General features: G+C 55.4%; 23 protein-coding genes. 8 read left to right on the top strand and 15 right to left on the bottom strand.

Annotation, left to right across the window (positions count from 1 at the left end):
• Positions 1-81 precede the first annotated feature (81 nt).
• Positions 82-990 carry a LysR family transcriptional regulator gene (locus MC50_RS19560; RefSeq protein WP_032688056.1) on the bottom strand — a complete coding sequence of 303 codons (909 nt, stop codon included), beginning with the start codon at positions 988-990 and terminating at the stop codon, positions 82-84.
• 94 nt (positions 991-1,084) lie between these two features.
• Between MC50_RS19560 and MC50_RS19555 the strand changes: the two genes are divergently transcribed.
• Together MC50_RS19555 and MC50_RS19550 are read left to right on the top strand one after the other, a co-directional pair.
• On the top strand, positions 1,085-2,068 hold the full coding sequence (locus tag MC50_RS19555; RefSeq protein ID WP_032695897.1) for an NAD-dependent epimerase/dehydratase family protein: 984 nt from the start codon (positions 1,085-1,087) through the stop codon (positions 2,066-2,068).
• A 217-nt stretch (positions 2,069-2,285) separates the two neighbouring features.
• Entirely contained in the window at positions 2,286-2,597 is a 312-nt protein-coding gene (locus MC50_RS19550) for a hypothetical protein (protein WP_047665530.1), read from the top strand.
• A gap of 112 nt (positions 2,598-2,709) precedes the next feature.
• Here the strand turns inward: MC50_RS19550 and MC50_RS19545 are convergent, their stop codons facing one another.
• Together MC50_RS19545 and MC50_RS19540 are read right to left on the bottom strand one after the other, a co-directional pair.
• Positions 2,710-3,975, bottom strand: a complete 1,266-nt coding sequence (locus tag MC50_RS19545; RefSeq protein ID WP_032688059.1) for a Y-family DNA polymerase — start codon at positions 3,973-3,975, stop codon at positions 2,710-2,712.
• 2 nt (positions 3,976-3,977) lie between these two features.
• Complete coding sequence (locus MC50_RS19540) at positions 3,978-4,397, bottom strand: translesion error-prone DNA polymerase V autoproteolytic subunit (protein WP_032688060.1); 420 nt, start codon at positions 4,395-4,397, stop codon at positions 3,978-3,980.
• 423 nt (positions 4,398-4,820) lie between these two features.
• Here MC50_RS19540 and MC50_RS19535 point away from each other — a divergent pair, with 423 nt between their 5' ends.
• The 3 genes from MC50_RS19535 (at position 4,821) to MC50_RS19530 (ending at position 7,311) form a co-directional block, all read left to right on the top strand.
• On the top strand, positions 4,821-5,015 hold the full coding sequence (locus tag MC50_RS19535; protein WP_015584548.1) for a hypothetical protein: 195 nt from the start codon (positions 4,821-4,823) through the stop codon (positions 5,013-5,015).
• A 522-nt stretch (positions 5,016-5,537) separates the two neighbouring features.
• Positions 5,538-5,657: a small membrane protein gene (locus MC50_RS28560; RefSeq protein ID WP_137056547.1), complete on the top strand. Its 120-nt coding sequence runs from the start codon at positions 5,538-5,540 to the stop codon at positions 5,655-5,657.
• Positions 5,658-6,762: 1,105 nt separating this feature from the next.
• Positions 6,763-7,311, top strand: coding sequence for a helix-turn-helix transcriptional regulator (locus tag MC50_RS19530; RefSeq protein ID WP_180888554.1), 549 nt, complete (start codon positions 6,763-6,765; stop codon positions 7,309-7,311).
• A gap of 310 nt (positions 7,312-7,621) precedes the next feature.
• On the opposite strand, the gene MC50_RS19525 is transcribed toward MC50_RS19530, so the two are convergent.
• Together MC50_RS19525 and MC50_RS28680 are read right to left on the bottom strand one after the other, a co-directional pair.
• A complete protein-coding gene (locus MC50_RS19525) occupies positions 7,622-9,241 on the bottom strand; it encodes a peptide ABC transporter substrate-binding protein (RefSeq protein ID WP_032695894.1) in 1,620 nt (539 codons plus the stop codon).
• A complete protein-coding gene (locus tag MC50_RS28680) occupies positions 9,238-9,333 on the bottom strand; it encodes a hypothetical protein (RefSeq protein WP_163922497.1) in 96 nt (31 codons plus the stop codon). Before MC50_RS28680 ends, MC50_RS19525 begins: the two co-directional genes overlap by 4 nt.
• 96 nt (positions 9,334-9,429) lie before the next feature.
• On the opposite strand from MC50_RS28680, the gene mpaA reads away from it, so the two are divergent.
• Positions 9,430-10,143, top strand: a complete 714-nt coding sequence (mpaA, locus tag MC50_RS19520) for a murein tripeptide amidase MpaA (protein WP_032688064.1) — start codon at positions 9,430-9,432, stop codon at positions 10,141-10,143.
• Here mpaA and ycjG read toward each other — a convergent pair.
• Entirely contained in the window at positions 10,134-11,099 is a 966-nt protein-coding gene (gene ycjG, locus MC50_RS19515; protein WP_032688068.1) for an L-Ala-D/L-Glu epimerase, read from the bottom strand. The two genes, mpaA and ycjG, sit on opposite strands and share 10 nt — an antisense overlap.
• 103 nt (positions 11,100-11,202) lie before the next feature.
• Between ycjG and tpx the strand changes: the two genes are divergently transcribed.
• Positions 11,203-11,709: a thiol peroxidase gene (tpx, locus tag MC50_RS19510; protein WP_032688069.1), complete on the top strand. Its 507-nt coding sequence runs from the start codon at positions 11,203-11,205 to the stop codon at positions 11,707-11,709.
• A gap of 77 nt (positions 11,710-11,786) precedes the next feature.
• On the opposite strand, the gene MC50_RS19505 is transcribed toward tpx, so the two are convergent.
• The 8 genes from MC50_RS19505 to pspA all read right to left on the bottom strand — a co-directional run bounded on the left by MC50_RS19505 (position 11,787) and on the right by pspA (position 18,998).
• Positions 11,787-12,842, bottom strand: a complete 1,056-nt coding sequence (locus MC50_RS19505) for an AbrB family transcriptional regulator (RefSeq protein ID WP_032688070.1) — start codon at positions 12,840-12,842, stop codon at positions 11,787-11,789.
• Between the two features lie 113 nt (positions 12,843-12,955).
• Positions 12,956-14,497: a transcriptional regulator TyrR gene (gene tyrR, locus MC50_RS19500; protein ID WP_032688071.1), complete on the bottom strand. Its 1,542-nt coding sequence runs from the start codon at positions 14,495-14,497 to the stop codon at positions 12,956-12,958.
• A 197-nt stretch (positions 14,498-14,694) separates the two neighbouring features.
• The gene (locus MC50_RS19495) at positions 14,695-15,756 is read right to left on the bottom strand and encodes a YcjF family protein (RefSeq protein ID WP_032688072.1); all 1,062 of its coding nucleotides are present in this window, start codon (positions 15,754-15,756) and stop codon (positions 14,695-14,697) included.
• Positions 15,753-17,150, bottom strand: coding sequence for a YcjX family GTP-binding protein (locus MC50_RS19490; protein WP_015584552.1), 1,398 nt, complete (start codon positions 17,148-17,150; stop codon positions 15,753-15,755). The genes MC50_RS19495 and MC50_RS19490 overlap by 4 nt, the downstream gene beginning before the upstream one ends.
• A gap of 214 nt (positions 17,151-17,364) precedes the next feature.
• A complete protein-coding gene (gene pspD, locus MC50_RS19485) occupies positions 17,365-17,583 on the bottom strand; it encodes a phage shock protein PspD (protein ID WP_004861166.1) in 219 nt (72 codons plus the stop codon).
• 19 nt (positions 17,584-17,602) lie between these two features.
• Positions 17,603-17,962 carry an envelope stress response membrane protein PspC gene (pspC, locus tag MC50_RS19480; RefSeq protein ID WP_004861164.1) on the bottom strand — a complete coding sequence of 120 codons (360 nt, stop codon included), beginning with the start codon at positions 17,960-17,962 and terminating at the stop codon, positions 17,603-17,605.
• Complete coding sequence (gene pspB, locus MC50_RS19475; protein ID WP_004861160.1) at positions 17,962-18,186, bottom strand: envelope stress response membrane protein PspB; 225 nt, start codon at positions 18,184-18,186, stop codon at positions 17,962-17,964. Before pspB ends, pspC begins: the two co-directional genes overlap by 1 nt.
• Before the next feature lie 146 nt (positions 18,187-18,332).
• Complete coding sequence (gene pspA / locus MC50_RS19470; RefSeq protein ID WP_004861156.1) at positions 18,333-18,998, bottom strand: phage shock protein PspA; 666 nt, start codon at positions 18,996-18,998, stop codon at positions 18,333-18,335.
• A 162-nt stretch (positions 18,999-19,160) separates the two neighbouring features.
• Here pspA and pspF point away from each other — a divergent pair, with 162 nt between their 5' ends.
• On the top strand, positions 19,161-20,159 hold the full coding sequence (gene pspF / locus MC50_RS19465; protein WP_164887143.1) for a phage shock protein operon transcriptional activator: 999 nt from the start codon (positions 19,161-19,163) through the stop codon (positions 20,157-20,159).
• Here pspF and MC50_RS19460 read toward each other — a convergent pair.
• The gene (locus tag MC50_RS19460) at positions 20,150-21,541 is read right to left on the bottom strand and encodes an MFS transporter (protein ID WP_032695892.1); all 1,392 of its coding nucleotides are present in this window, start codon (positions 21,539-21,541) and stop codon (positions 20,150-20,152) included. The genes pspF and MC50_RS19460 overlap by 10 nt on opposite strands.
• Position 21,542 lies beyond the last annotated feature (1 nt).

The raw sequence follows: 21,542 nt of genomic DNA, 5'->3' as shown, positions 1-21,542 counted from the left end.
CTGATTGCAGAATGCGGTTCTGTCGGTAACTCTGCGAAAATAAAAGAGTGCGTTTCTGTGGCCCGGGAGGTATGGGGGATATCACGCTTTCGCCTTTGCGATATAAGCCCGTAACCCCTCAGCAAGAATATCGAATACCGTTTTACAGGCCTTGCTGTGGCGAAGATCCTCATGCATTACCAGCCAGGTATCGAGATGAAAGGCAAAGAAATCAGGCAGCAATCTCTGTAACTGCACAGGAAAATCGGCCAGTTGAACCTGACATATACCGATGCCAGCACCTGCGCGAATCAGGTTCAACTGCGCCACATCGCTGTCAGTGCGCACGGTAAATAGTTCACGATGCAGCTGAGGATAGTGTTTCAGGGCCTGTAAAATAAATGGCGTTGTTTTATCAAAACCCACCAGCGTATGCGTGAACAACGCCTCCATACTTTCCGGTGCGGCATGCCGTGCCAGATAGGAAGGTGCGGCATGCAGACCAATTTCGATACTGCCCATCCGCCGTGCAATCAGTTGCTCCTGCACCGGCGTGGTCATGCGTACTGCAATATCCGCTTCCCGGTTCAATAAATCCTGAATCCGGTTAGATAAAACCAGTTCAATTGTAACCTGCGGGTAAGCCTCTTTAATTTGCGCAATGAGGGGAGGCAGAACTTCTGTGCCGATAATTTCGCTCGCCGAAACACGCACCACGCCACGCAATCCGGCGGTGCGGGTGCTGAAGCTGGCGGCCGATCGCTCAATCATACTGGCCGTGTTTTCCATTGCTTGCGCATGGCCTTGCAGCGCGACGGCTGCATCCGTGGGCTGCAGGCCCGTCTGAGAGCGTGTAAACAATACCAGACCCAGTGCTGATTCCAGCGCCGCCACGTGGCGTCCCGCGGTGGGCTGGGTAATGGCAAGCATACGGGCGGCCCCCGACAGGGAGCCTTCTTTCATCACCGCCAGGAAGGTTCGATACCATTCCCATGGAATGTTTAGCTTCATACAAAAATGCATACCTGCTCTCTGATGTCATGCAATTACATTTAGCTCGCGCAAGCACTACGCTGTCAAGCAGGCATCCGGCAGAGGTAAGACGATGAAAAGCAAAAACAAGGTACTCATACTCGGCGCCACAGGCGGGATCGGTGGAGAAATCGCCCGTCAGCTCGTCCGCGATCAATGGGATGTTCATGCATTGCGCCGCCACGCCCCGCAGAATGAAGAGCACGGAAGTATAACGTGGATAAGCGGTGATGCGCTGAATGCAGAGCAGGTCGCGTCTGCCGCGTCAGCGTGTAGTGTGATTGTCCACGCCGTTAATCCGCCGGGTTATCGAAACTGGGAACAACTGGTTTTGCCAATGTTACATAACACCATCCATGCAGCGGAGCGAAATGGTGCATTAATCGTTCTCCCGGGCACCGTTTACAACTACGGTCCGGACGCCTTTCCTCTCTTGCGGGAAGACGCGCCCCAAAATCCCGTCACCCGAAAAGGGGCTATACGGGTGCAAATGGAGAAGGCGCTGTTAGCCTACGCGCAGCGTGGCGGGAAGGTGCTGATTTTGCGGGCAGGTGACTTCTTTGGCCCTGACGCAGGCAATAACTGGTTTTCACAGGGATGGATCAAACCGGGACAACGCCCGCAGATAATTAAAAACCCGGGCAAAGCCGGGACAGGCCATCAGTGGGCCTGGCTGCCGGACGTTGCCAGGACCCTGGCAGCGCTGTTAGCGCGTCGGGATCAACTCGAACCGTTTGCCTGTTTTCATATGCGTGGACACTGGGATCCCGATGGCACGGCGATGGCCGCAGCCATACAGCATGTCGCGCAACTTGCCGGGGTTAAAGCGAAGGTAACCTCGTTTCCCTGGTGGCTCATCTTTGCGATGTCCCCTTTCAATACCACGCTGCATGAAATGCTGGAGATGCGATATTTGTGGCAACAGCCAATACGGCTGGACAATACAAAACTGATCGATTTTCTGGGCCACGAACCGCATACCCCACTTATTGAGGCCGTACACCAGACCTTAATTGGTCTGGGCTGCCTTAATCATGCGCCAGAAACGCCTTCGTGAACGGGTCAGCGCAGTATTTTGAGTTCTCTCCTGGCCCGAGACAGGCAGCGCCAGAGAACATGCCGTTTTCCTGGATCGAGGCGCGGACCGGCAGGAGAGACGCACGGCTTAATCCGGATAAATATTGTACGGATTGCGCGAACATGCGCCGCAAATTGCCCATCCAGCTCTCTTTAGGTGGTATGGTGATATTCTGTGGTTAAATGAGGGAAAGCTTATGATTGTAAGGACCTGGCACGGTTGTGTTCCGCTTAAACACGCAGAAGGTTTTGCGAATCATCTTCAGAGGACGGGCGTGGAGCACTCAAGGAGTATCGAGGGGAACAGAGGTGCATTTGTGCGCAGGGAAACCCAGGGCGATCGGGAGCACTTCTTTCTGGCAACTTACTGGCAGGATTTACCGTCGGTGAAAGCCTTTGCTGGAGAAAACTATCAAGTCGCGGTTACTTATCCAGATGATGAAGAATTTGAGCTACTTTCCGACCCCTACGTCTTTCAGCATGTTGTAGAAGCCATTTCACCGCTTTAGCTCCATTTCCGGGGCAACCTTATCGGTAACCCGGAATGGTCATCATCTTGCAAAAATTCGACTTCTCAGCGTTCACTTTTGGCACAAGCGACAGGTACTGCCCTGAGGATTATCACTTAACCGTGAGCAGATCGGCATATCGCGTGGTGTATCTCGGCGAAAGCATTTCCCGTTTCATCCGCCACTGCGGCTGAATACCCTGCCCGGCGAAATAAAGCGTTTCGCGCCCCTCTTTCGCATTAAGACGATCCAACACCGCCATCAGCTTCTGGCTGTTGTGTCGCGGCGCATTTTCATCGAACAGGTTAAGCTGCGCCACCCCCTGGCTATAAAAGTCACCCAGCATAACCCCCCCTTTCTGATAGCGCAGGCCATCTTTCCAGATGGCATCCAGACAGCGTATCGCCGCACCGATAATATCCCGGCTGTCCTGGGTCGGCGTCAGCAGTTTAAAGGATGCGCTGTTGCTGTAATACGGCTCGTTGCGCGCAAATGGCGAGGTTTTAACAAACGCGGAGATAAAGCGGCAATATTGATGCTCGCTACGCAGTTTCTCCGCAGCCCGAGCGGCATAGCTGCAAATCGCCTGCCGCATCTCCTCATATTCCATGATGTAGTGGCTGAAGGAACGGGAGCAGATAATCTCCTGTTTGATCGGGGCGAACTCTTCCAGTTCAAGACATGGCTCGCCGCGTAGTTCGCGCACGGTTCTCTCCAGCACAACGTTGAAATGCTTTCTGATAAAGCGAATATCGGTGTCTGCCAGCTGCAGGACGGTCTTGATGCCCAGCCCTTCCAGTTTTTTCGCAATCCGCCGGCCTACGCCCCAGACGTCACCGACACATAATGCCGCCATGAGCCTCCTCTGACGCTCAATATTTGACAGATCGACCACCCCTCCGGTCTGCCGTTGCCATTTTTTTGCCGCATGGTTCGCCAGTTTGGCCAGGGTTTTGGTCTGGGCGATACCCACCCCAACCGTCAGATGCGTGCGTTGCAGAACCGTGGCTCTGATTTCGCGGCCAAACTCTGTCAGATCGCGACAGTGGCGCACGCCGGTAAGGTCACAAAAAATCTCATCAATAGAGTATATTTCGCAGCGGGGAGACATCTCCTCGATCGTGGTCATCACCCGATTGGACATGTCCGCGTAGAGTTCATAGTTGCTACTGAAGCAAACCACCCGGTGACGCCTGAAAAGATCCTTCAGTTTGAAGTACGGTTCGCCGGTTTTCACCAGCGATTGCGCTTCGGCAGAACGCGCAATAACGCATCCGTCGTTATTGGATAACACCACCACGGGCCGCCCCTTCAGGTCCGGGCGAAAAACGGTTTCACAAGAGGCATAAAACGAATTCACATCGCACAGCGCAAACATGATCAGCTCACCGACTTCACGATGTAGGTCACCACCCCGAAAATGTCCAGCCGATCTTCGCGGCCAATCACGATCGGGGAATAGGCGCTGTTTTCAGGCTTAAGCATCGCCACGGGATGCAGCTGCAGGCGCTTAACGGTAAATTCGCCATCGACCGCGGCAATAACGATATGGCCATGCTCAGCCTTACGGGAGCTATCCACCACCAGCAAATCCCCTTCGCCAATTCCGGCGTCGATCATTGAATCGCCGGTGGATTTCACAAAATAGGTCGCGCTAGGGTGCTGAATCATCAGTTCATTCAGGTCAATGCGCCGCTCGACATAATCCTGTGCCGGGCTCGGAAAGCCGCATGGCACAAGATCGCTGAACAAAGGCAACGCCACTATCTGGCGTAGGTCGGCAGGTGTGAAAAACGGCATGATAACCACCATTAAAAATACTGTATACATATACAGTATTATCAATCGATGAGAGAAATCAAGGGCTGCTGGCGTGATAACGGAGTACTGGCCGCGTATCCCTCTGATTTAATAACGACTCTTTCTGCTTAAGGGAAAGCTCTGGTTTACAGGGCAACCGTGAGAAAAACCGGACGATAAAGCAAAGCGACGGTCACCGGCCAGCGCGCGAAGATATATCACTCGTCAGATGGCCTCTGCCTGCCCACCACAAACAAGAGCACCGGCAGACGAAGTGACCAGAAAATTGGCAAAGAGTAAGTCGCATCTCTGGAAATTTCCGCCGATTGGGAGGAGGATAGTCTTTGTGCAACCGACCGTTATGGGCCATCGCTATCCCCATCATACCGGCGATGTACCCGAGATACTGAACTGGAGATTCTTATGTATTACACGTTAGGAGATACCACCCTCCACTTTTATCGCTATCAGTGCCGCTTCTACGTCGCCCATTGGGACGGCGGCAATGTCATGAGCGATAAGTTCAAGCAGTTCATTGAGTTGATTACCGAAAAAACCGGTATTGATTCTAAGCGCGTCGAAGCCGTTGCGCGGGACTACTTCAATAACGTGGATTGACGCCGGTCGGAATCCGCATACGTCATACGTCTTTATTTCTCATTCGGGCACAGCCCCCCGGTGAGCGTTTACCAATCAACAGCCCGCCATTACCCGCTCGCGGAGGGCTGTCGCGCGCGATCCACGCGCGTATTGTGCTAAACAGTCCACTTCAGCAGGTCTCCCACGAGGCCTGCAGCCGCATTTTTGACTAAAGCTTCCGCCACGCCGCACGATTGCCATTTCCAGTGAGTTATTAATCAGATATCACCTGCTAGCGGCCTCTTTTTCTGCTTATCTGCCTCACAGACCAACCACGGTGTATCCGATGTTTTTGAGCGAAAAATCCATTATCAATGACCATATAATGCTACGCCATCGGGGCGCAATTGGCATAAAATCTCGCACCAACAGAGCAAACAGAATTAAAAAAACTTTTTTCACATTCCATTAAAATATTTAGTTAGGATTTTTCTTAATCCTGGAGTAGATTCGCTTTCATAAAAGCAAGAATATCCATGAACTTCTCGGGGACTAAACCACATGGCAAACTTATTCTTTTTAGTATTAGCTATAGTACTGCTTCTGGTTGCTGTTTTTTCTCTCGTTTCCTATATCAAAGACAGAAAAAAGCAGCAGTTTACGTTCAAAAAAAGGCGTTAATAACAAAGCCACAACAGGAGAGGCACGCATCTGTGAACTTTCTAAAGTGAATTTAACTTAATGATCGAGAGTCTGACATGGCTAGTTTAACGCGATATCGCGTCAAAGATTGACGTCGCTTTAAACGCACAGGTCATGAGTTTTAGCAAAATTACGCATAAGCAAATCCAATTAATAATATTGCATTAATAAGATTTTAATTTCTCGTGGGTTAAGCAAGATAGTTATTTAGCGACCTTATCAACACCGACGGTATGATTGGTGCTGACAGGCCGTGCCGCGAAATTAAAATGCTGTTTGTCCTCACGGTGGTCTGCTGCTGGCCACCTGAGTTCACCCGCCGGTGTCATCCCTCCGCCCCCTTCCCGAGACATTAGCAAGACAGAGCCGGCCAAATCCAGTCAGGTCGGTCTGACCTTACCGCAGAGTGGTCAACGCCGTATCGCCGGTCTTATATGATGTCATTAACGTGCCCATTTCTATCTCCTTTCGTCATGAGAAAGAGCATGGTACTCGCGACACCATTCGCGATGTCATAAGAGAATCCCGGTGTATTCCAGGCACAGGCGCAATCAATTCTCCCCTGTCGCATCGACCAGAGTGAGTTCAGGCATATTTATCACCCATGCTATTTCACACTCCGACACAATTGTTACCCACAGCAATGCCCTTGCACATTATCTTTACCGGTATTGACTAAGCCTGACCGTCGATTCATAAAACAAATCATAAAATCAAGATAACGCTCACTCCCCATTTTTTATCAACCCCAGAAATATTATTTTCCTCAACACTGCTCTCTGACTAGCGGCAGACATTTTGTTTAAAATAAACCAAAACAAACTATTACAACGTATTAATTCATTGTTTAATAGGATTTTTCTTATCAAAGCAAGCCTGTATCTCATTTTTGCCACACCTCTTGCAAAGATAATCTTAGTGAAATATCTTAGCTGCAATGCATTAACAAAAGAAAAGTTATAAAAAACACAACATTATCATATCCTGCCCTGACTATTGACTGTGAATACTAATGACTAAAATTTTACTTAATATAAAAAACATTTATTTCAGACTTGCTATGATAAAATTAATTGAAGATATCATGGCCGAGAATGAAAACATCACTTATGATTTCACCTACAATATAAAAAATATCAGCGCCGCCGATATCATCATTACAGAAATGGTCGCGGGCGAGTTTTCCTTATGTCATGACACGCTAAATAACAGAGGCGATGCCGCGAGAATTTTCATCATTCATCCACAAAAGGGACCCATTATAAAAAATCCGCTCCCCAACTGTATTAAAGGTTCTGTTTTTATTTACGAAAAAGATTTGCTTATCAATATCAAAAAGACCATTGCAAAAGCACTGGATGTTAACAGTATAAAAACCACAGATGAATCAGCATCATGTAGCCTCAGAAGGTGTCTTGACTGCCAGTGTAAATCAGTCACCGCGATACAACTAAAAATTCTCTATGCCACCAGTATCGGATTAAATACTTCCGATATTGCCAAAAAATTAAGCATGAACTATAAAACAGTATTTTCACACAAAAGAAATGTAATGAATAAATTTAACCTCGCCAACAAGCAGGAACTGCAAAAATTTGCCAATCTGTTTGCCAGAAAAAGAAGTGAGTCATAATATGGCCTGCGTCCGTGCTAATAAACGATGAATCAGAGACGCATCTGGCTTTTACATCATATTAATAATATATATCGGTTACACTCTAAAAAAGTCATAGTCTTCCGCTCCTGTCCCCTGCGCGACGCTAACATAGCGGTAATGAGCCCCCTATATGTTGATATTTATACTGTTGCTGCGACAAGATCAGCATGGGCCTGCGCAAAAGGGAGATGTCTCCCCCCTCTGACACAACGTCAGCACGTGCCGTCAGTCCATCAAAAACAGGGCGCGGATAACCGCGCCCTGTTAAACGGTGCTGAGGTAACAATTACGGGTGCTTTTCGATATACATCGTACGGCTATAGGCAACATCTTCCGGGTTATTAATCGGATACCCTTTCAGCCACGGCTTAATCAACCGCCCGTTGGTATACTGGTAAATCGGGGCGATAGGCGCTTTACTCATGATGATTTTTTCCGCCGCATTGTAATCATCATTGCGCGCTTTCTCCGAGGTTTCCAGCGCCGCCTGGCTCAGAATCTTGTCATAAGCCGGGTCGTTAAAACGGGAGATATTCCCGCTGTGGGTCGAGGTCAGCAGCGACAGGAAAGTGGAAGGCTCATTATAATCCCCTACCCATGAAGCGCGAATCACATCAAAATTGCCGGTATTGCGGCTATCGATATAAGTTTTCCACTCTTGATTCTGCAGCTTCACATCCACGCCGAGATTCTTCTTCCACATCGAAGCAACCGCAATCGCGATTTTCTGGTGGTTTTCCGAAGTGTTATACAGCAGCGTCAGCTGCAGCGGACGACCGGGACCGTAGCCTGCCGCCTGCAATAACGCTTTGGCCTGAGCATTCAGCTCGGCCTGGCTCATGCTTTCCATCTGCGACGGCTGCGGTGTAAACCCGGCGGTCACGTCCGGCGTAAAGTGCCAGGCCGGTTTTTCGCCGGTTCCCAGTACCTTCTCCGCCATCAGACGACGGTCGATAGTCATGCTCAGCGCCAGACGCACGCGCTCATCGGCGGTAGGACCTTTCTGGGTATTAAAGGCGTAGTAATAGGTTCCCAGCTGCGGCGGCGTATACACCTGACCCGGAATATCCTTCAGCAATTTCTGATACAGATTCTTCGGGAAAGACTCGGTGATATCAATATCGCCGGCCAGATAGCGTTTCGTTGCCGAGGATTCCTGATTGATCGGGACAAACGTCACCTGCTGAATGACCGTTTTCGCATTATCCCAATAGTGACTGTTTGGGACGACCACCAGTTTTTCGTTAACCACGCGATCTTTTAAAACGTAAGCGCCGTTGCCGATAAGATTGCCCGGACGCGTCCAGTTGGCACCGCTCTCCACGTTGGCTTTCTGTACCGGATAAAACGCGAAGCTGGCCGTCAGGTTACTGAACCACGGCAGCGGTTTATCCAGCTGCACGCGCAGGGTACGCGCATCAACGGCGGTGACGCCCAGCGTCTGCGGCGCAGCTTTACCGTCGATAATATTTTGCGCGTTGCTGATCCCCGCCAGCGCGGCGAACCAGGCGAAAGGCGAGGTGGTTTTCGGGTCGACCAGACGCTGCCAGCTATAAACAAAATCCTCTGCCGTCACCGGTGAGCCATCGGACCAGCGCGCGTTATCGCGCAGCGTAAACGTCCAGACGCGGTTATCATTACTCTGCCAGCGGGTCGCCACGCCAGGGATAATATTGCCTTTCGCATCCTGGTTGACTAAACCTTCAAAAAGATCGCGAATCACCTGAATTTCCGGCAGACCAACGGCTTTGGCGGGATCTAAGGATGCGGGTTCATCTTTAATATGCCGTACCAGCATCTGCTTTTCGGCTAATACGGTTCCCTGGGGGACATCCGCCGCCCAGGCAAGAGAAGAAACGCTGGCTAACCACAGCGCGCCGCATGTCAATGTGACAGGATACTTCATGAGATCCCCTTTAAAATAAAAAAACCAGAGCTGGCAGAGCGATAATTATTTGTTTCATCACCTGAAATTGCAAACGGCTTGTGATAGAAAATTGACCTGTCTACTGATTTAGCCGCCTCAGGAAACTATTTGATTCCGGGAGGCTTTTACACAACACTGCAGAAAATAACCTGCTAACAGGATGCCCTATGCCCGTTTCCCGTCCTCGCCCCCTACGCGGCGCCTTTCCGCCCGGTACGCAGCGCTATGGTCAGTCACATCTTGGCGCGCCGCTGCTCTGGTTTCCCGCCCCGCTGGCGGACAGCCGCAGCGGCCTGATTCTTGCCGGTACCCACGGCGATGAAAACTCATCGATCGTGACGCTCTCCTGTGCGCTGCGTACCCTGAAGCCGGAATTACGCCGCCATCACGTCGTGCTGGCGGTGAATCCCGATGGCTGTCAACTGGGGCTACGGGCCAACGCCCGCGGCGTCGATCTGAACCGCAACTTCCCCGCAGCAAACTGGAAAGAAGGGGAAACGGTGTATCGCTGGAATAGCGCGGCAGAACAGCGCGACGTGGTACTGCTGACCGGCGAAAAGCCCGGTTCAGAACCGGAAACGCAGGCACTGTGCCAGCTGATCCATCAGATCCACCCGGCATGGGTTGTCTCCTTCCACGATCCGCTGGCCTGCATTGAAGATCCCGGCCACAGCGAGCTGGGACAGTGGCTGGCCGAGGCTTTTGCCCTGCCGCTGGTCGGCAGCGTCGGTTACGAAACCCCCGGCTCTTTTGGCAGCTGGTGCGCCGATATCGGCCTGCCCTGCATCACCGCCGAGTTTCCGCCCGTCTCGGCCGACGAAGCGACGGAAAAGCATCTGTCGGCGATGATGGATCTGCTGCGCTGGCACGCTCAGAGATGAAGCACTCCGGTGCTGAAATGCAGCGCCGGCTCAACATCCACCGCCAGCCAGGTCGGGCCATCCAGATCGGCGAAACGCGCCAGCGGCGCGAGCGGGAGCGCCGCGGAAATGGCCCGCGACGTGCAAAGCATGCAGCCCAGCATACGTTCAAACCCCAGCTCCCCGGCCTCCTGCGCCAGAAACAGCGCTTCGGTCAAGCCGCCGGTTTTATCCAGCTTAATATTCACCATCTCATAGCGCCCGCGCAGCTGCGGCAGGCTATCACGGGTGTGGCAGCTCTCGTCGGCACAGACAGGCAGCGGGTGAATAAAGTTTTCCAGCGCGTCATCGGCGTCCGCCGGAAGCGGCTGTTCGAGCATGGCCACGCCGATATCCGCCAGCAGCTGACAGCGCGCCGCCAGGCCATCGCCGGACCAGGATTCATTGGCATCCACTATCAGCGTCGCCTCTGGCACCACGTTGCGAATGGCAATCAGCCGTTCGCTGATCAGATGATTATCCAGTTTCACCTTCAGTAGCCTGGCCCCCTTCTCCCACAGCGCGGCGGCGCTGGCCGCCATCTGTTCAGGGGTACCGATCACCACCGTCTGCGCCGTCACCACCCGATTGGGGAGTCCGATCCCCAGCAGTTGCGGAATCGTCTTCCCGACGCGACGGGCCTGCAGATCCCACAGTGCGCAATCTACGGCGTTGCGCGCTGCCCCTGCCGGCAGCAGATGCTGGAGCTGTTCGCGGGTTATGCCGCTTTCCAGCTGCTCGCCAATGGTGAGGATCTGCGCCATGACTGACGCAATGCTCTCCCCATAGCGCGGGTACGGCGTGCACTCTCCAACGCCTTTTACGCCGTCCTCTTCAATTTCCACCACCACCACCTTCGCCTCGCTGCGACTGCCGCGGGCAATCACAAAAGGCGTATGTAACGGCCAGGCTTCTTCGTACACTCGCAGGTTTCGCATTCCCAGGTTCCTCCAGGGGAAACATTAAATAGGATTTGCCGTGCCGATAACGGATGTCATACACTATCCGTGACGTTAACTATATGTAAACAGGAAGATAAACATGTCACAAACCGTGCATTTCCAGGGCAACCCCGTTTCTGTTCAGGGCACCATTCCGCAGGCTGGCGCTACCGCGCAGCCGTTTACGCTGGTCGCCAAAGATCTCTCTGACGTCGCGCTGAGCCAGTTCGCCGGCAAACGTAAAGTACTGAATATTTTCCCGAGCATCGATACCGGCGTTTGCGCGGCATCGGTTCGTAAATTTAACCAACTGGCCTCCGAGCTGGATAACACCGTTGTACTGTGCATCTCTGCCGACCTGCCGTTCGCTCAGTCTCGCTTCTGCGGCGCGGAAGGTCTGAACAATGTCGTCACGCTGTCCACGCTGCGCGCACCGCAGTTCCTGGCCGATTACGGTGTCGCCATTGCAGCCGGCCCGCTGGCCGGTCTGGCCGCGCGTGCGGTGGTCGTTGTTGATGAAAATGACCAGGTTGTTTACAGCCAGCTGGTGAACGAAATCACCGAAGAGCCGGACTACGATGCGGCCCTGGCTTCGCTGAAAGGCTAAGACCATAAGCTATCCCGGAAAATGGCGTCACCGCCAGCCTTCCGGCTACGTTAAGCCTCCGCTATGCGGAGGCTTATTTATTTCTGCGGCGCATAACGTGAAATAAAACGCGCCATCATCGGGCCGGTCAGCAAAATGGTAAACAGACGCAGCGTCTGCATCGCCATGATAAACGACATATCCGCCCGCGTACCTGCGGCAATAATCGCCACCGTATCCAGCCCGCCGGGGCTTGTCGCCAGATAAGCGGTCATAAAATCGAGCGGCAGCACCTGGGTCACGCCCAGCGCCAACAGCGCACAAACCACAATCAGGCCGATAATGGAGGCGATAATCTGCGGCAGCGTCTTCAGGGCCAGCAGGAAGATCTCTTTATTAAACTTTAGCCCAACGCTCCAGCCAATGGCAGCATACGCCAGCGCCAGCAGCCATTCAGGCAGTTCCAGCATCCACCAGCCCTCCCCCTGCACCACCGCGCCCGCCAGCATCGGGAATAACATCGCGCCGGACGGGAAACGCATCCTCAGCCCCAGCCATCCCGCAACCATCGTCAGCAGCAGCGTCCACGGCAGCTGCCACGTCAATGGCGGAAACCAGACGATCTGCTGGGTCAGCGCCTGCGCATCGCCGCCCAGGGCAAAACGTACCACCAGCGCCGCCGCACCCGCGACAAACAGTACCCGCAGATACTGCATCAGAGCCACCAGCCGCACGTCGGCGCCGTACTCCTGCGCCATCACCACCATGGCCGACGCTCCGCCAGGCGAACTGCCCCACGCGCCGGTCGCGCCCGGTAGCGCGCTATAACGCACCAGCAGCCATCCCGTCAGCGCGCTGACGGCAAGCGTGGAGAAGAGGATAAGCAGCACCAGCGGCCAGTGCCCGATCAGGACACTAAAAATAGAGGGGGTCAGCGTGCGGGCGATCATGCAGCCGATAATGGCCTGAGCGGCAATAAAAAACGGGCGCGGAACGCGAATGTTCGCCCCGCGCAGACTCAACGTTATCCCGGCGATCATCGGCCCCAGCAGCAATGCCGCAGGCAGGTGCAGACCAAACAGGACCCCAGAGAGTCCGGCAGAGAGTCCCAGCAGTTTCATCCACTGAAGCAGATGACCCGGTGAAGTTGACATCCGTATTCCTGGAAAAAGATGAAGAAAACTGAGTATATACAGAAGCCGGCGACAGGCAGAAGCCTCTATGGCACCCGGTTGTCACCGGCCGCCTGAGCCGCCGGTGATTGCGCCTACTCTTCGCCTTTCTTCTGGCTCAGACCGTATTCACGCAGCTTGTTGGCGATCGCGGTATGCGATACGCCGAGGCGCTTCGCCAGCTTACGCGTGCTCGGGAAGCTGCGATAAAGCTGGGTAAGTACCGAGCGTTCAAAGCGACGCGTTATATCATCCAGCGACCCTTCCATCGCCTCTTCGCCAACCGGTAGCGAAGCCACATCGTGATCCGGCAACAAAATATCCTGCGGGCGCATCTCATAGCCTTCGAGCTGGGTCAGCGCGCGATAAACCGCATTCTTCAGCTGGCGAACGTTGCCGGGCCAGCTATAGCGGGTCAACACCGTGCTGAGGTCGGCGGAAAGCTTCGGTCGCGGGATCCCCTGCTCGTCGGCAAACCGTGAAACAAACAGCTCCGTCAGCGGAATGATATCCTGCGGACAGTCGCGCAGCGGCGGCAGGTAGAGGGTGAGCACGTTGAGGCGGTAGTAGAGATCCTCGCGGAATAATCCCTTCTGCACCAGCTCCAGCAGATTTTTCTGCGTCGCGCAGATGACCCGCACGTCGACGTGAACTTCATGATCCTCCCCGACGCGCCGGAAGGTGCCGTCATTGAGAAAACGCAGTAGCTTGGTCTGCATCCGCGGCGACATTTCGCCGATTTCATCCAGCAGGACCGAACCGCCGTTCGCCTGCTCAAAGAAGCCTTTTTTACCCTGAATGGCGTCGCCAAACAGCTCGCTTTCCACCGCATCTTCCGGGATGGAGCCACAGTTCAGCGCCAGATAGGGTTTGTTCGCCCGCGGACTGGCCAGATGGCAGGCGTGGGCGAATAAATCTTTGCCGGTTCCGGTATCGCCGACGATCAGCAGCGGCGCGCTGAGCATCGCCAGCTTACGGGCCTGCTCGACGACATGGCGCATTTTCGGGCCGACGGCGAGGATTTGACTGAAGGCACTGGTGTCCTGCGTCGTCATAGTTTGCAGCTGACGCCCCATACGGACGGTGGAACGCAGCATCGCCACCGCGCCGGTCAGGACCCGTTCGCCGTGTTCGCCTTCAAGGTAGACCGGGGTGATTTCCAGCACGAAATTCTGACCGTTAACCACCACATGCTCGCTATGCGACTCCTGCGGGCTGCTCTCCAGCCAGCGCTGGACGTTAAAATCGGTAATTAACTGAGCGACCGGATGATTGCGCAGCCGCTCCTGGCTCTGCGCAAACAGCTGGCAGCTGGCGGGGTTCGCCAGTTCAACCTTACCTTTGGTGTCCAGCGACAGCACCGGTTCCGGCATCGCCACCAGCAGCGCGCTAAGCGCCAGGTGTTCACGTTCCGACGGCATCCACGGCACGGTACGCACGTCGGTCACGCCGGCGATCCGACGGATTTCCGCCATCAGGCTGCTGAAGCTGGCGAACTCCAGCTCGGCAAAATTAAGATAAATTCGGCCAATGGGATCAATGTCGATGCCGCGCAGATCGATACCGCGGAGCACCAGCAAATCAAGCAATTCACGAGTCAGACCAAGACGGTCTTCACAAAAGACTTCAAGACGCATGGGAGTATTCACCCTAAAAAGGCCAATGACGGATGAATAATAGGACAGTTATTTGCTGGCGTGAAGATAGCTGTCAACAATTATTGACAGCATGGCGGAAAAACGGCCGTTATGGCGTAAAGATATCCGTTCAAAGCCCCGGCAGTCGGGGGAGCGACGTTAAAACCGCCGGTCGCCCGGCGGTTATCAGAAGGCGATCAGGGCTGCGGGCCGCTTTTACTTTTTTGCAGCGTCTCTTTCAGCTGACCAATCAGTTCACGACGGAAATCGCCCAGCCGCGGTTTATCGTCAGCGATCCACGGTAGCGGGCGGCACAGCTCCATTGCCTTAATCCCCAGACGCGCCGTGAGCAGTCCGGCGCCAATCCCCTGCGCCGCACGTGCCGAAAGTCTGGCCGCCAGGTCCTGCGACATCCAGTCCATGCCCACTTCCCGCACCAGTTCGCTGGCGCCGGCAAAGGCAATATTCAGCAGCACCAGGCGGAACAGACGCAGGCGGCTGTAATAACCCAGCTCAATGCCATACAGCGTGGCGATGCGGTTGATCAGGCGTAAATTACGCCAGGCGATAAAGGCCATATCCACCAGCGCCAGCGGGCTGACGGCAATCATCAGCGTGGACTCCGCCGCCGAACGGCTGATTTCCCGCCGCGCCTGGGCATCCAGCACTGGCTGCACCAGCTGCGCATACAGGCTGACCACTTCCCGGTCGTTTTGCGTTTCATGAATCGCCGCATACCAGCGCTGCAGCGCGGGATGCGCCTGATCCAGCCCGGCCTGCTGCGCCAGTTTCTCGCAAAACGCACGCCCTTTTCCGACCGCGTGACTGTGCATCAAATCCCGCGCCTCATCGCGCTCGTGGGCCCGCTGGCGCAGACGCCACAGCCGCCGCCATTCGGTGGCGACCGACCCGACACCGGCGCCGACAATCAGCGCTCCCGCCGCACAGCCGCCCAGCGCAATCCAGTCCTGGGTTTGCCAGGCGGTCATTGTCCACTGTACGCCCTGCGCCACGACGCTGACGCCAAAAATAGCCAGACCGGCGCTGACCATGCGTCGCCATAAACTCCGTTTCGGCCGCAGAACCGATTCGACTACCGCTTCTGCCGCCCCCTCGTCTTCCTCCAGCGCGTCGACTCGCGCCGGGGCAAATTTCGCCGCCTCTGCGCCGTCAAAGGCGCGGGCCGATTTCAGCGCTTCCATTTTCTCCGCTTCCAGCGGACCGTCGAAATCGATACGCGGTTTTAAGGGTTCGCTCATCGCAATTTATCTCCGATCAAAAATTCAAGCGCGGCATCCAGGCGAATATGCGGCAGCGGCTTATCGACGTCCATCACCTGCGGACGGAAATTCTCAAACTGAAACCCCTGCTGTTGCCAGAACGCCTGACCCGGCAGCCGCGCCGGAACCTCTCCGGGGTAGACGGTCAGCGGCTGACCGTCGCTCAGGCGATTTCCGCGCAGCGCGGGAATCTTCTCGCCGTTAACCTCAATCAACCCGCTCTGCGTCGCCTGGATCGATGCCAGCCCCAGACAATCCATACTGATGCCTTCGAACGCGGCGTTCTGCCAGGCGTCCTGAATCAGCTGCTGCAGCAGAGAAACCATATTGCCGTGCTGATCGACGGTGACGTGATCGGCTTTGGTGGCGGCAAACAGCAGCTTGTCGATCACCGGGGAAAACAGACGGCGGAACAGGGTTCGCTGGCCATAATGGAAGCTCTGCATCAGCTGAGTCAGCGCCAGGCGCATATCGTTGAAAGCCTGCGGGCCGCTGTTCAGCGGCTGCAGGCAATCCACCAGCACGATCTGGCGGTCAAAGCGCAGGAAGTGGTCTTTGTAAAAGCCCTTCACCACTTTTTCGCAGTAATATTTAAAGCGTTCGCGCAGCATTCCGGCGTTGCTGTGTTTATCCGCCTGGGCCAGCTTCGCTTCGCCGATGGCGTCGACATCCGGCCAGGGGAAAAACTGCAGGGCCGGCGCCCCGGCCATATCTCCCGGCAGCACAAAGCGCCCCGGCTGAATAAAGTGCAGTCCTTCTCGTTTGCAGGCATGCAGATACTCCGTCCACGCGGCGGCAATCTCCGCCAGACGGTTTTCATCCGCCGGCGCCAGCGGATCCAGCCCGTCGCAGAGCTGACGCCAGCGAGCGGACCACGCCTCACGCTGCCCTTGCAGCAGGCCGGTCATCTGCCGCGACCAGCTGAGGTAATCCTGCGCCAGCATCGGTAAATCAAGCAGCCACTCGCCCGGATAATCGACGATCTCCAGGTACAGCGTGGAGGTCTCTTTAAAATGGCGGAGCAGCGATTCGCTGGAGCGGTAGCGTAGCGCCAGGCGAATTTCGCTTACCCCGCGGGTCGGCGTCGGCCAGACCGGCGGCGAACCGTACAGCTGCGCCAGCCCTTCGTCATAGGTAAAACGCGGAATGCCGAAATCACGCTGCGGAACCCGTTTGACGCCAAGCAGGCGCTCTTCTCTCACCGCGCTAAGCAGCGGCAGGCGTGCCCCGGAGTGAATATTCAGCAGTTGATTGACCAGCGCGGTGATAAAGGCGGTTTTACCGCTGCGGCTCAGGCCGGTGACCGCCAGACGCAAATGGCGGTCAACGCCACGGTTCACCAGCGCATTGAATTCAGTTTTGAATCGCTTCATTGCCATCCTGTTATGCTCTGAAGGAAAGTGCTTTGATTATAAGCTATTAGGTGAGGATAAGTAGAAAGATTCCCGCCAGTGCTGCGGGAGATTGACGGCTGATGGCATTCACCTCAGTCGCTGCGCGCCAGGCGCGCGCAGGAGTGCCTGCGCGACCTCACCCGTCCACCCCGTGGACGTCGCAACGATACGCCTGGCGCATCGCCTCGATAAATCATTTCATCCCGCGGGCAAAACGGTTGGCCAGACGGCTGAGCAACGGCTCCAGCGCCACCGCCAGCAACATTTTTAACGGCCGACGCGCCACCGATTTCACCGCCCAGCCGGCAACGCCCGCCGGGCCATAACGTAACGCGGTCAGCAGAACCAGCTTACCCGCGATTTTCAGGCCGGGTTTCACTTTTTGCCCTGCCTGCTGCCATTTTATGTTCATGCGTGACCTCAGATTTCAGTTAGAGCTGGCGAAAACGGCTGCGTAACGTAAAGGTATCCGACGTGACATAGCGTTCCATTTCGCGCAGGCGGCGTTCGCTGGCCGCCAGTTCTTGATCCGCCGCGGCCAGCAGCTCACCGCTGGTCGGCATTTTCTCGCCGTACAATTCACTTTCCGGCATCGGGTCAAGAGCGAACGTCAGGATGATGTACGCCACCACCACAAAGAAAAACAGGCCAAAGATCATCGCCAGTACGGTAATCAGTCGTACCAGCTTGACCGGCACATCCAGATACTGCGCGATACCGGCGCAGACGCCTTTTACCATGCCGTGCTGCGGCACGCGCCACAGTTTTTTATTCAGATCCAGTCCGCCCATTATTTGTCTCTCCAGTTCGGATGTTCGGCATCAAGAATGTCTTCCAGCGTCTGAATACGTTCGCGCATGCGCTTTGCATCGTCGGTCAGCTGCAGCAAACGCTGCTGTTCATTCTGCGATAAGCTGCCGCTCGCGGTGCGGTTGTTGTAGTGCAGCCAAAGCCAGACCGGTAAAACGAACAGCACAAACAGCGTCAGAGGTATGGCAATAAAAAGCGTACTCATGTGTACTCCTTACGGTGAGTGAACGGCGGCGCATAGCAGCGCCGCAACGCATTATCCTTCAGAACGTCGGGGCATCGGCTCACGACCGGCTTTAGCTGCGCCCGCCCTATCCGGCCCGCCAGTTCTGAAGGCGCTGGCCTCTGCCATTAGTTGTTTTGGTTCATTTTGCTTTTCAACGCCGCCAGCTGGGCGCTGATTTCATCATCCGCTTTCAGGTCGGCAAACTGCTGATCCAGCGTTTTCTGTTTACCAAAGCCATGGCTTTCCGCTTCGGCTTCCATATGATCGATGCGGCGTTCAAAGGATTCAAAACGCGCCATCGCTTCATCAATTTTACCGCTATCCAGCTGACGACGTACATCGCGGGAAGAGCTGGCCGCCTGATGACGCAGTGTCAGCGCCTGCTGGCGAGCGCGGGTTTCGCTCAGTTTATTCTCCAGCTCACCAATCTCTTTTTTCATCCGCGTCAGCGTTTCGTCAACCATCTGCGCTTCATTTTCCAGACTGCCGATAAGGTCGGTCAGCTTTTGTTTTTCGATAAGCGCGGCACGCGCCAGATCTTCTTTATCTTTACGCAGCGCCAGTTCAGCTTTTTCCTGCCACTCGGCCTGCTGGGCAAGCGCTTGTTCAATTCGGCGGCTCAGCTGTTTCTTTTCCGCCAGCGCACGCGCCGAAGTTGAACGGACTTCGACCAGCGTATCCTCCATCTCCTGGATCATCAGACGCACCAGCTTCTGCGGATCTTCCGCTTTCTCCAGCAGGGAGTTGATGTTGGCGTTCACGATGTCGGCAAAACGAGAAAAAATACCCATAACGTTGATCCTCATAGTTCTGATTTCAGGCCGTGGCCTGCGATGATACTTACGCTGATTAATACAAATCCTGTGCCAACTTTTTATCTTATTGATTTTAAAAGGGGTGGTTGTTATCTGCACAACGGGTTGCTACAGTAGCCTGGTGAATCACACGAATAAATGGCGAATTTCATCATGGCGGAATACAAGGACAACCTGCTCGGCGAAGCGAACAGCTTTCTCGAGGTGCTGGAACAAGTGTCGCGGCTGGCGCCACTGGACAAACCGGTGCTGGTTATTGGTGAACGCGGTACTGGTAAAGAGCTTATCGCCAACCGCCTGCACTTTCTCTCTTCGCGCTGGCAGGGACCGTTCATCTCCCTCAACTGCGCGGCGCTGAATGAAAATCTGCTGGATAGCGAACTGTTTGGCCATGAAGCCGGCGCCTTTACCGGCGCCAGCAAGCGTCATCCGGGGCGCTTTGAGCGCGCCGACGGTGGAACCCTGTTTCTGGATGAACTGGCGACAGCGCCGATGCTGGTCCAGGAAAAGCTGCTGCGGGTGATTGAATATGGCGAACTGGAGCGCGTGGGCGGCAGTCAGCCGCTGCAGGTTAACGTGCGTCTGGTTTGCGCGACCAACGCCGATCTGCCGCAGAGGGTTGAGGACGGCCATTTCCGCGCCGACCTCCTCGACCGCCTCGCCTTCGATGTGGTGCAGTTGCCGCCGCTACGCGACAGACAGAGCGACATTATGCTGCTGGCGAATCAGTTCGCTATCCAGATGTGTCGCGAACTGGGGCTGCCGCTGTTTCCCGGCTTCAGCGACCGCGCCCGCGAAACGCTGCTCGGCTACCGCTGGCCGGGGAATATTCGCGAGCTGAAAAACGTGGTGGAGCGCTCGGTGTATCGCCACGGGACCAGCGACAGCGAACTGGATAACATCATCATTAATCCTTTCCATCAACATCAGCCGCTTCAGTCGCCCGCCGCAGACGTTGCCGCGCATCCCACCGGACCAACGCTGCCTGTGGATCTGCGGGCCTTTCAGCAGGAACAAGAAAAAAACCTGCTGCAGACGAGTCTGCAGCAGGCGAAGTACAATCAGAAACAGGCGGCGGCGCTGCTCGGGTTAACCTACCACCAGCTGCGGGCACTGCTCAAAAAACATCAGCTGTGAGAGCTATGCGGCAGCATCAGGGCGCTGACCACCGTAGCTCCCAGGCACATCGCCGCGTTAAACCACAGCGCATACTGCGCGGCGCTGGCCATACCGAGCGGTAAAAACAGCGCAAAAAGTGACGCTGTCACCGCAATGCCCATCGCCCCGCCGAGCGAGCTGCCCATTTTGTAAATCCCCGAGGCGACGCCCACTTTGTTTTCCGGCGCGTTCACTACCGCCGTATCGGTAGACGGTGTCGCATAGCACCCCAGCCCGAGGCCAAACAGCACGTTGCTGAGAAAGACGGTGACGATATAGAGCGACTTATCGAGAAAGGTGCAGGAGATAAGCACAATCGCCACCGCGGTTAACAGCGGCCCGGTCATCATAGGCAGCCTGGCGCCGTAGCGCTGCAGCAGCTTTTCCCCCACGCGGATCATCGCCAGAACGGTCACCAGATAGCCCAGGGTCATGCCGCCGGTCTCCAGCGGGGTCATATTGTGCCCTTTTTGCAGCCAGATACTGGTGATCATCATCGTGCCAATCGCGCCGTTAAGCAGAAAGTTTGACAGTACGGCGGCGCTGTAGGCCCGGTTGCGAAACAGCGCAAAATCAATCAGCGCGGCATCCCCTTTGCGCAGGCCGCTGCGGATGAAAAACCCTGCCGCCAGCAGCGAACCGGCAAACATCGTCAGCGACAGGCCGCTGCTCCAGCCCCAGCCGTGCCCTTTGCTGATAAACAGATTCAACAGTACCAGCGAGGCGATCAGGCTCAACAGACCGCTGATATCCAGCTTTTGCTGCTGCGCGCCGGCGCTACGGCTTTCCGGCGTGCCGCGCAGCAGCATCAGCGCCACCAGCGCGACGGCAATGGAAAAGACGAAGATCCAGCGCCAGCCGAGACCGGTAGCGATGGCGCCGCCGACGAATGAACACAGCCCGCTACCGCCCCATGAACCGATAACCCAGAAGCTTACTGCGCGCTGGCGGGCCTTGCCTTCATACCAGGTTTTGATCAATGCCAGGGTCGCGGGCATGATGCAGGCCGCCGACAGCCCCTGTAAAACCCGCCCGGCGAGAAACAGCCATGGTCCCTGGGCCACGATCAGCAGCGCACTACCGGCAATACTCAATCCTAAGCCGATATGGGTCATGCGCATCCGGCCAAATTTATCCGCCAGCCCGCCGCTGGCGACAACAAAACAACCGCTGAAAAGTGCGCTGAGGCTGACGGCGAGCGTCAGCGTCTCAAGGGAAATATCCAGACTGCTTTTCATTGCCGGCACGACGTTGATGACCGACTGGGCAAACAGCCAGAAGGTCAGCACGCTCAGCACGATGCCCGCCAGCAAACGATCGGTGCCGACAAACGGGGTGTCGGTCAGAGATACGGAGCTCATA

It is taken from the genome of Klebsiella planticola (genome assembly GCF_000783935.2).
GTDB lineage: Bacteria > Pseudomonadota > Gammaproteobacteria > Enterobacterales > Enterobacteriaceae > Klebsiella > Klebsiella planticola.
Note: the sequence above shows the minus strand (reverse complement) of the source record. Positions and strands in the feature narration are given on the sequence as shown.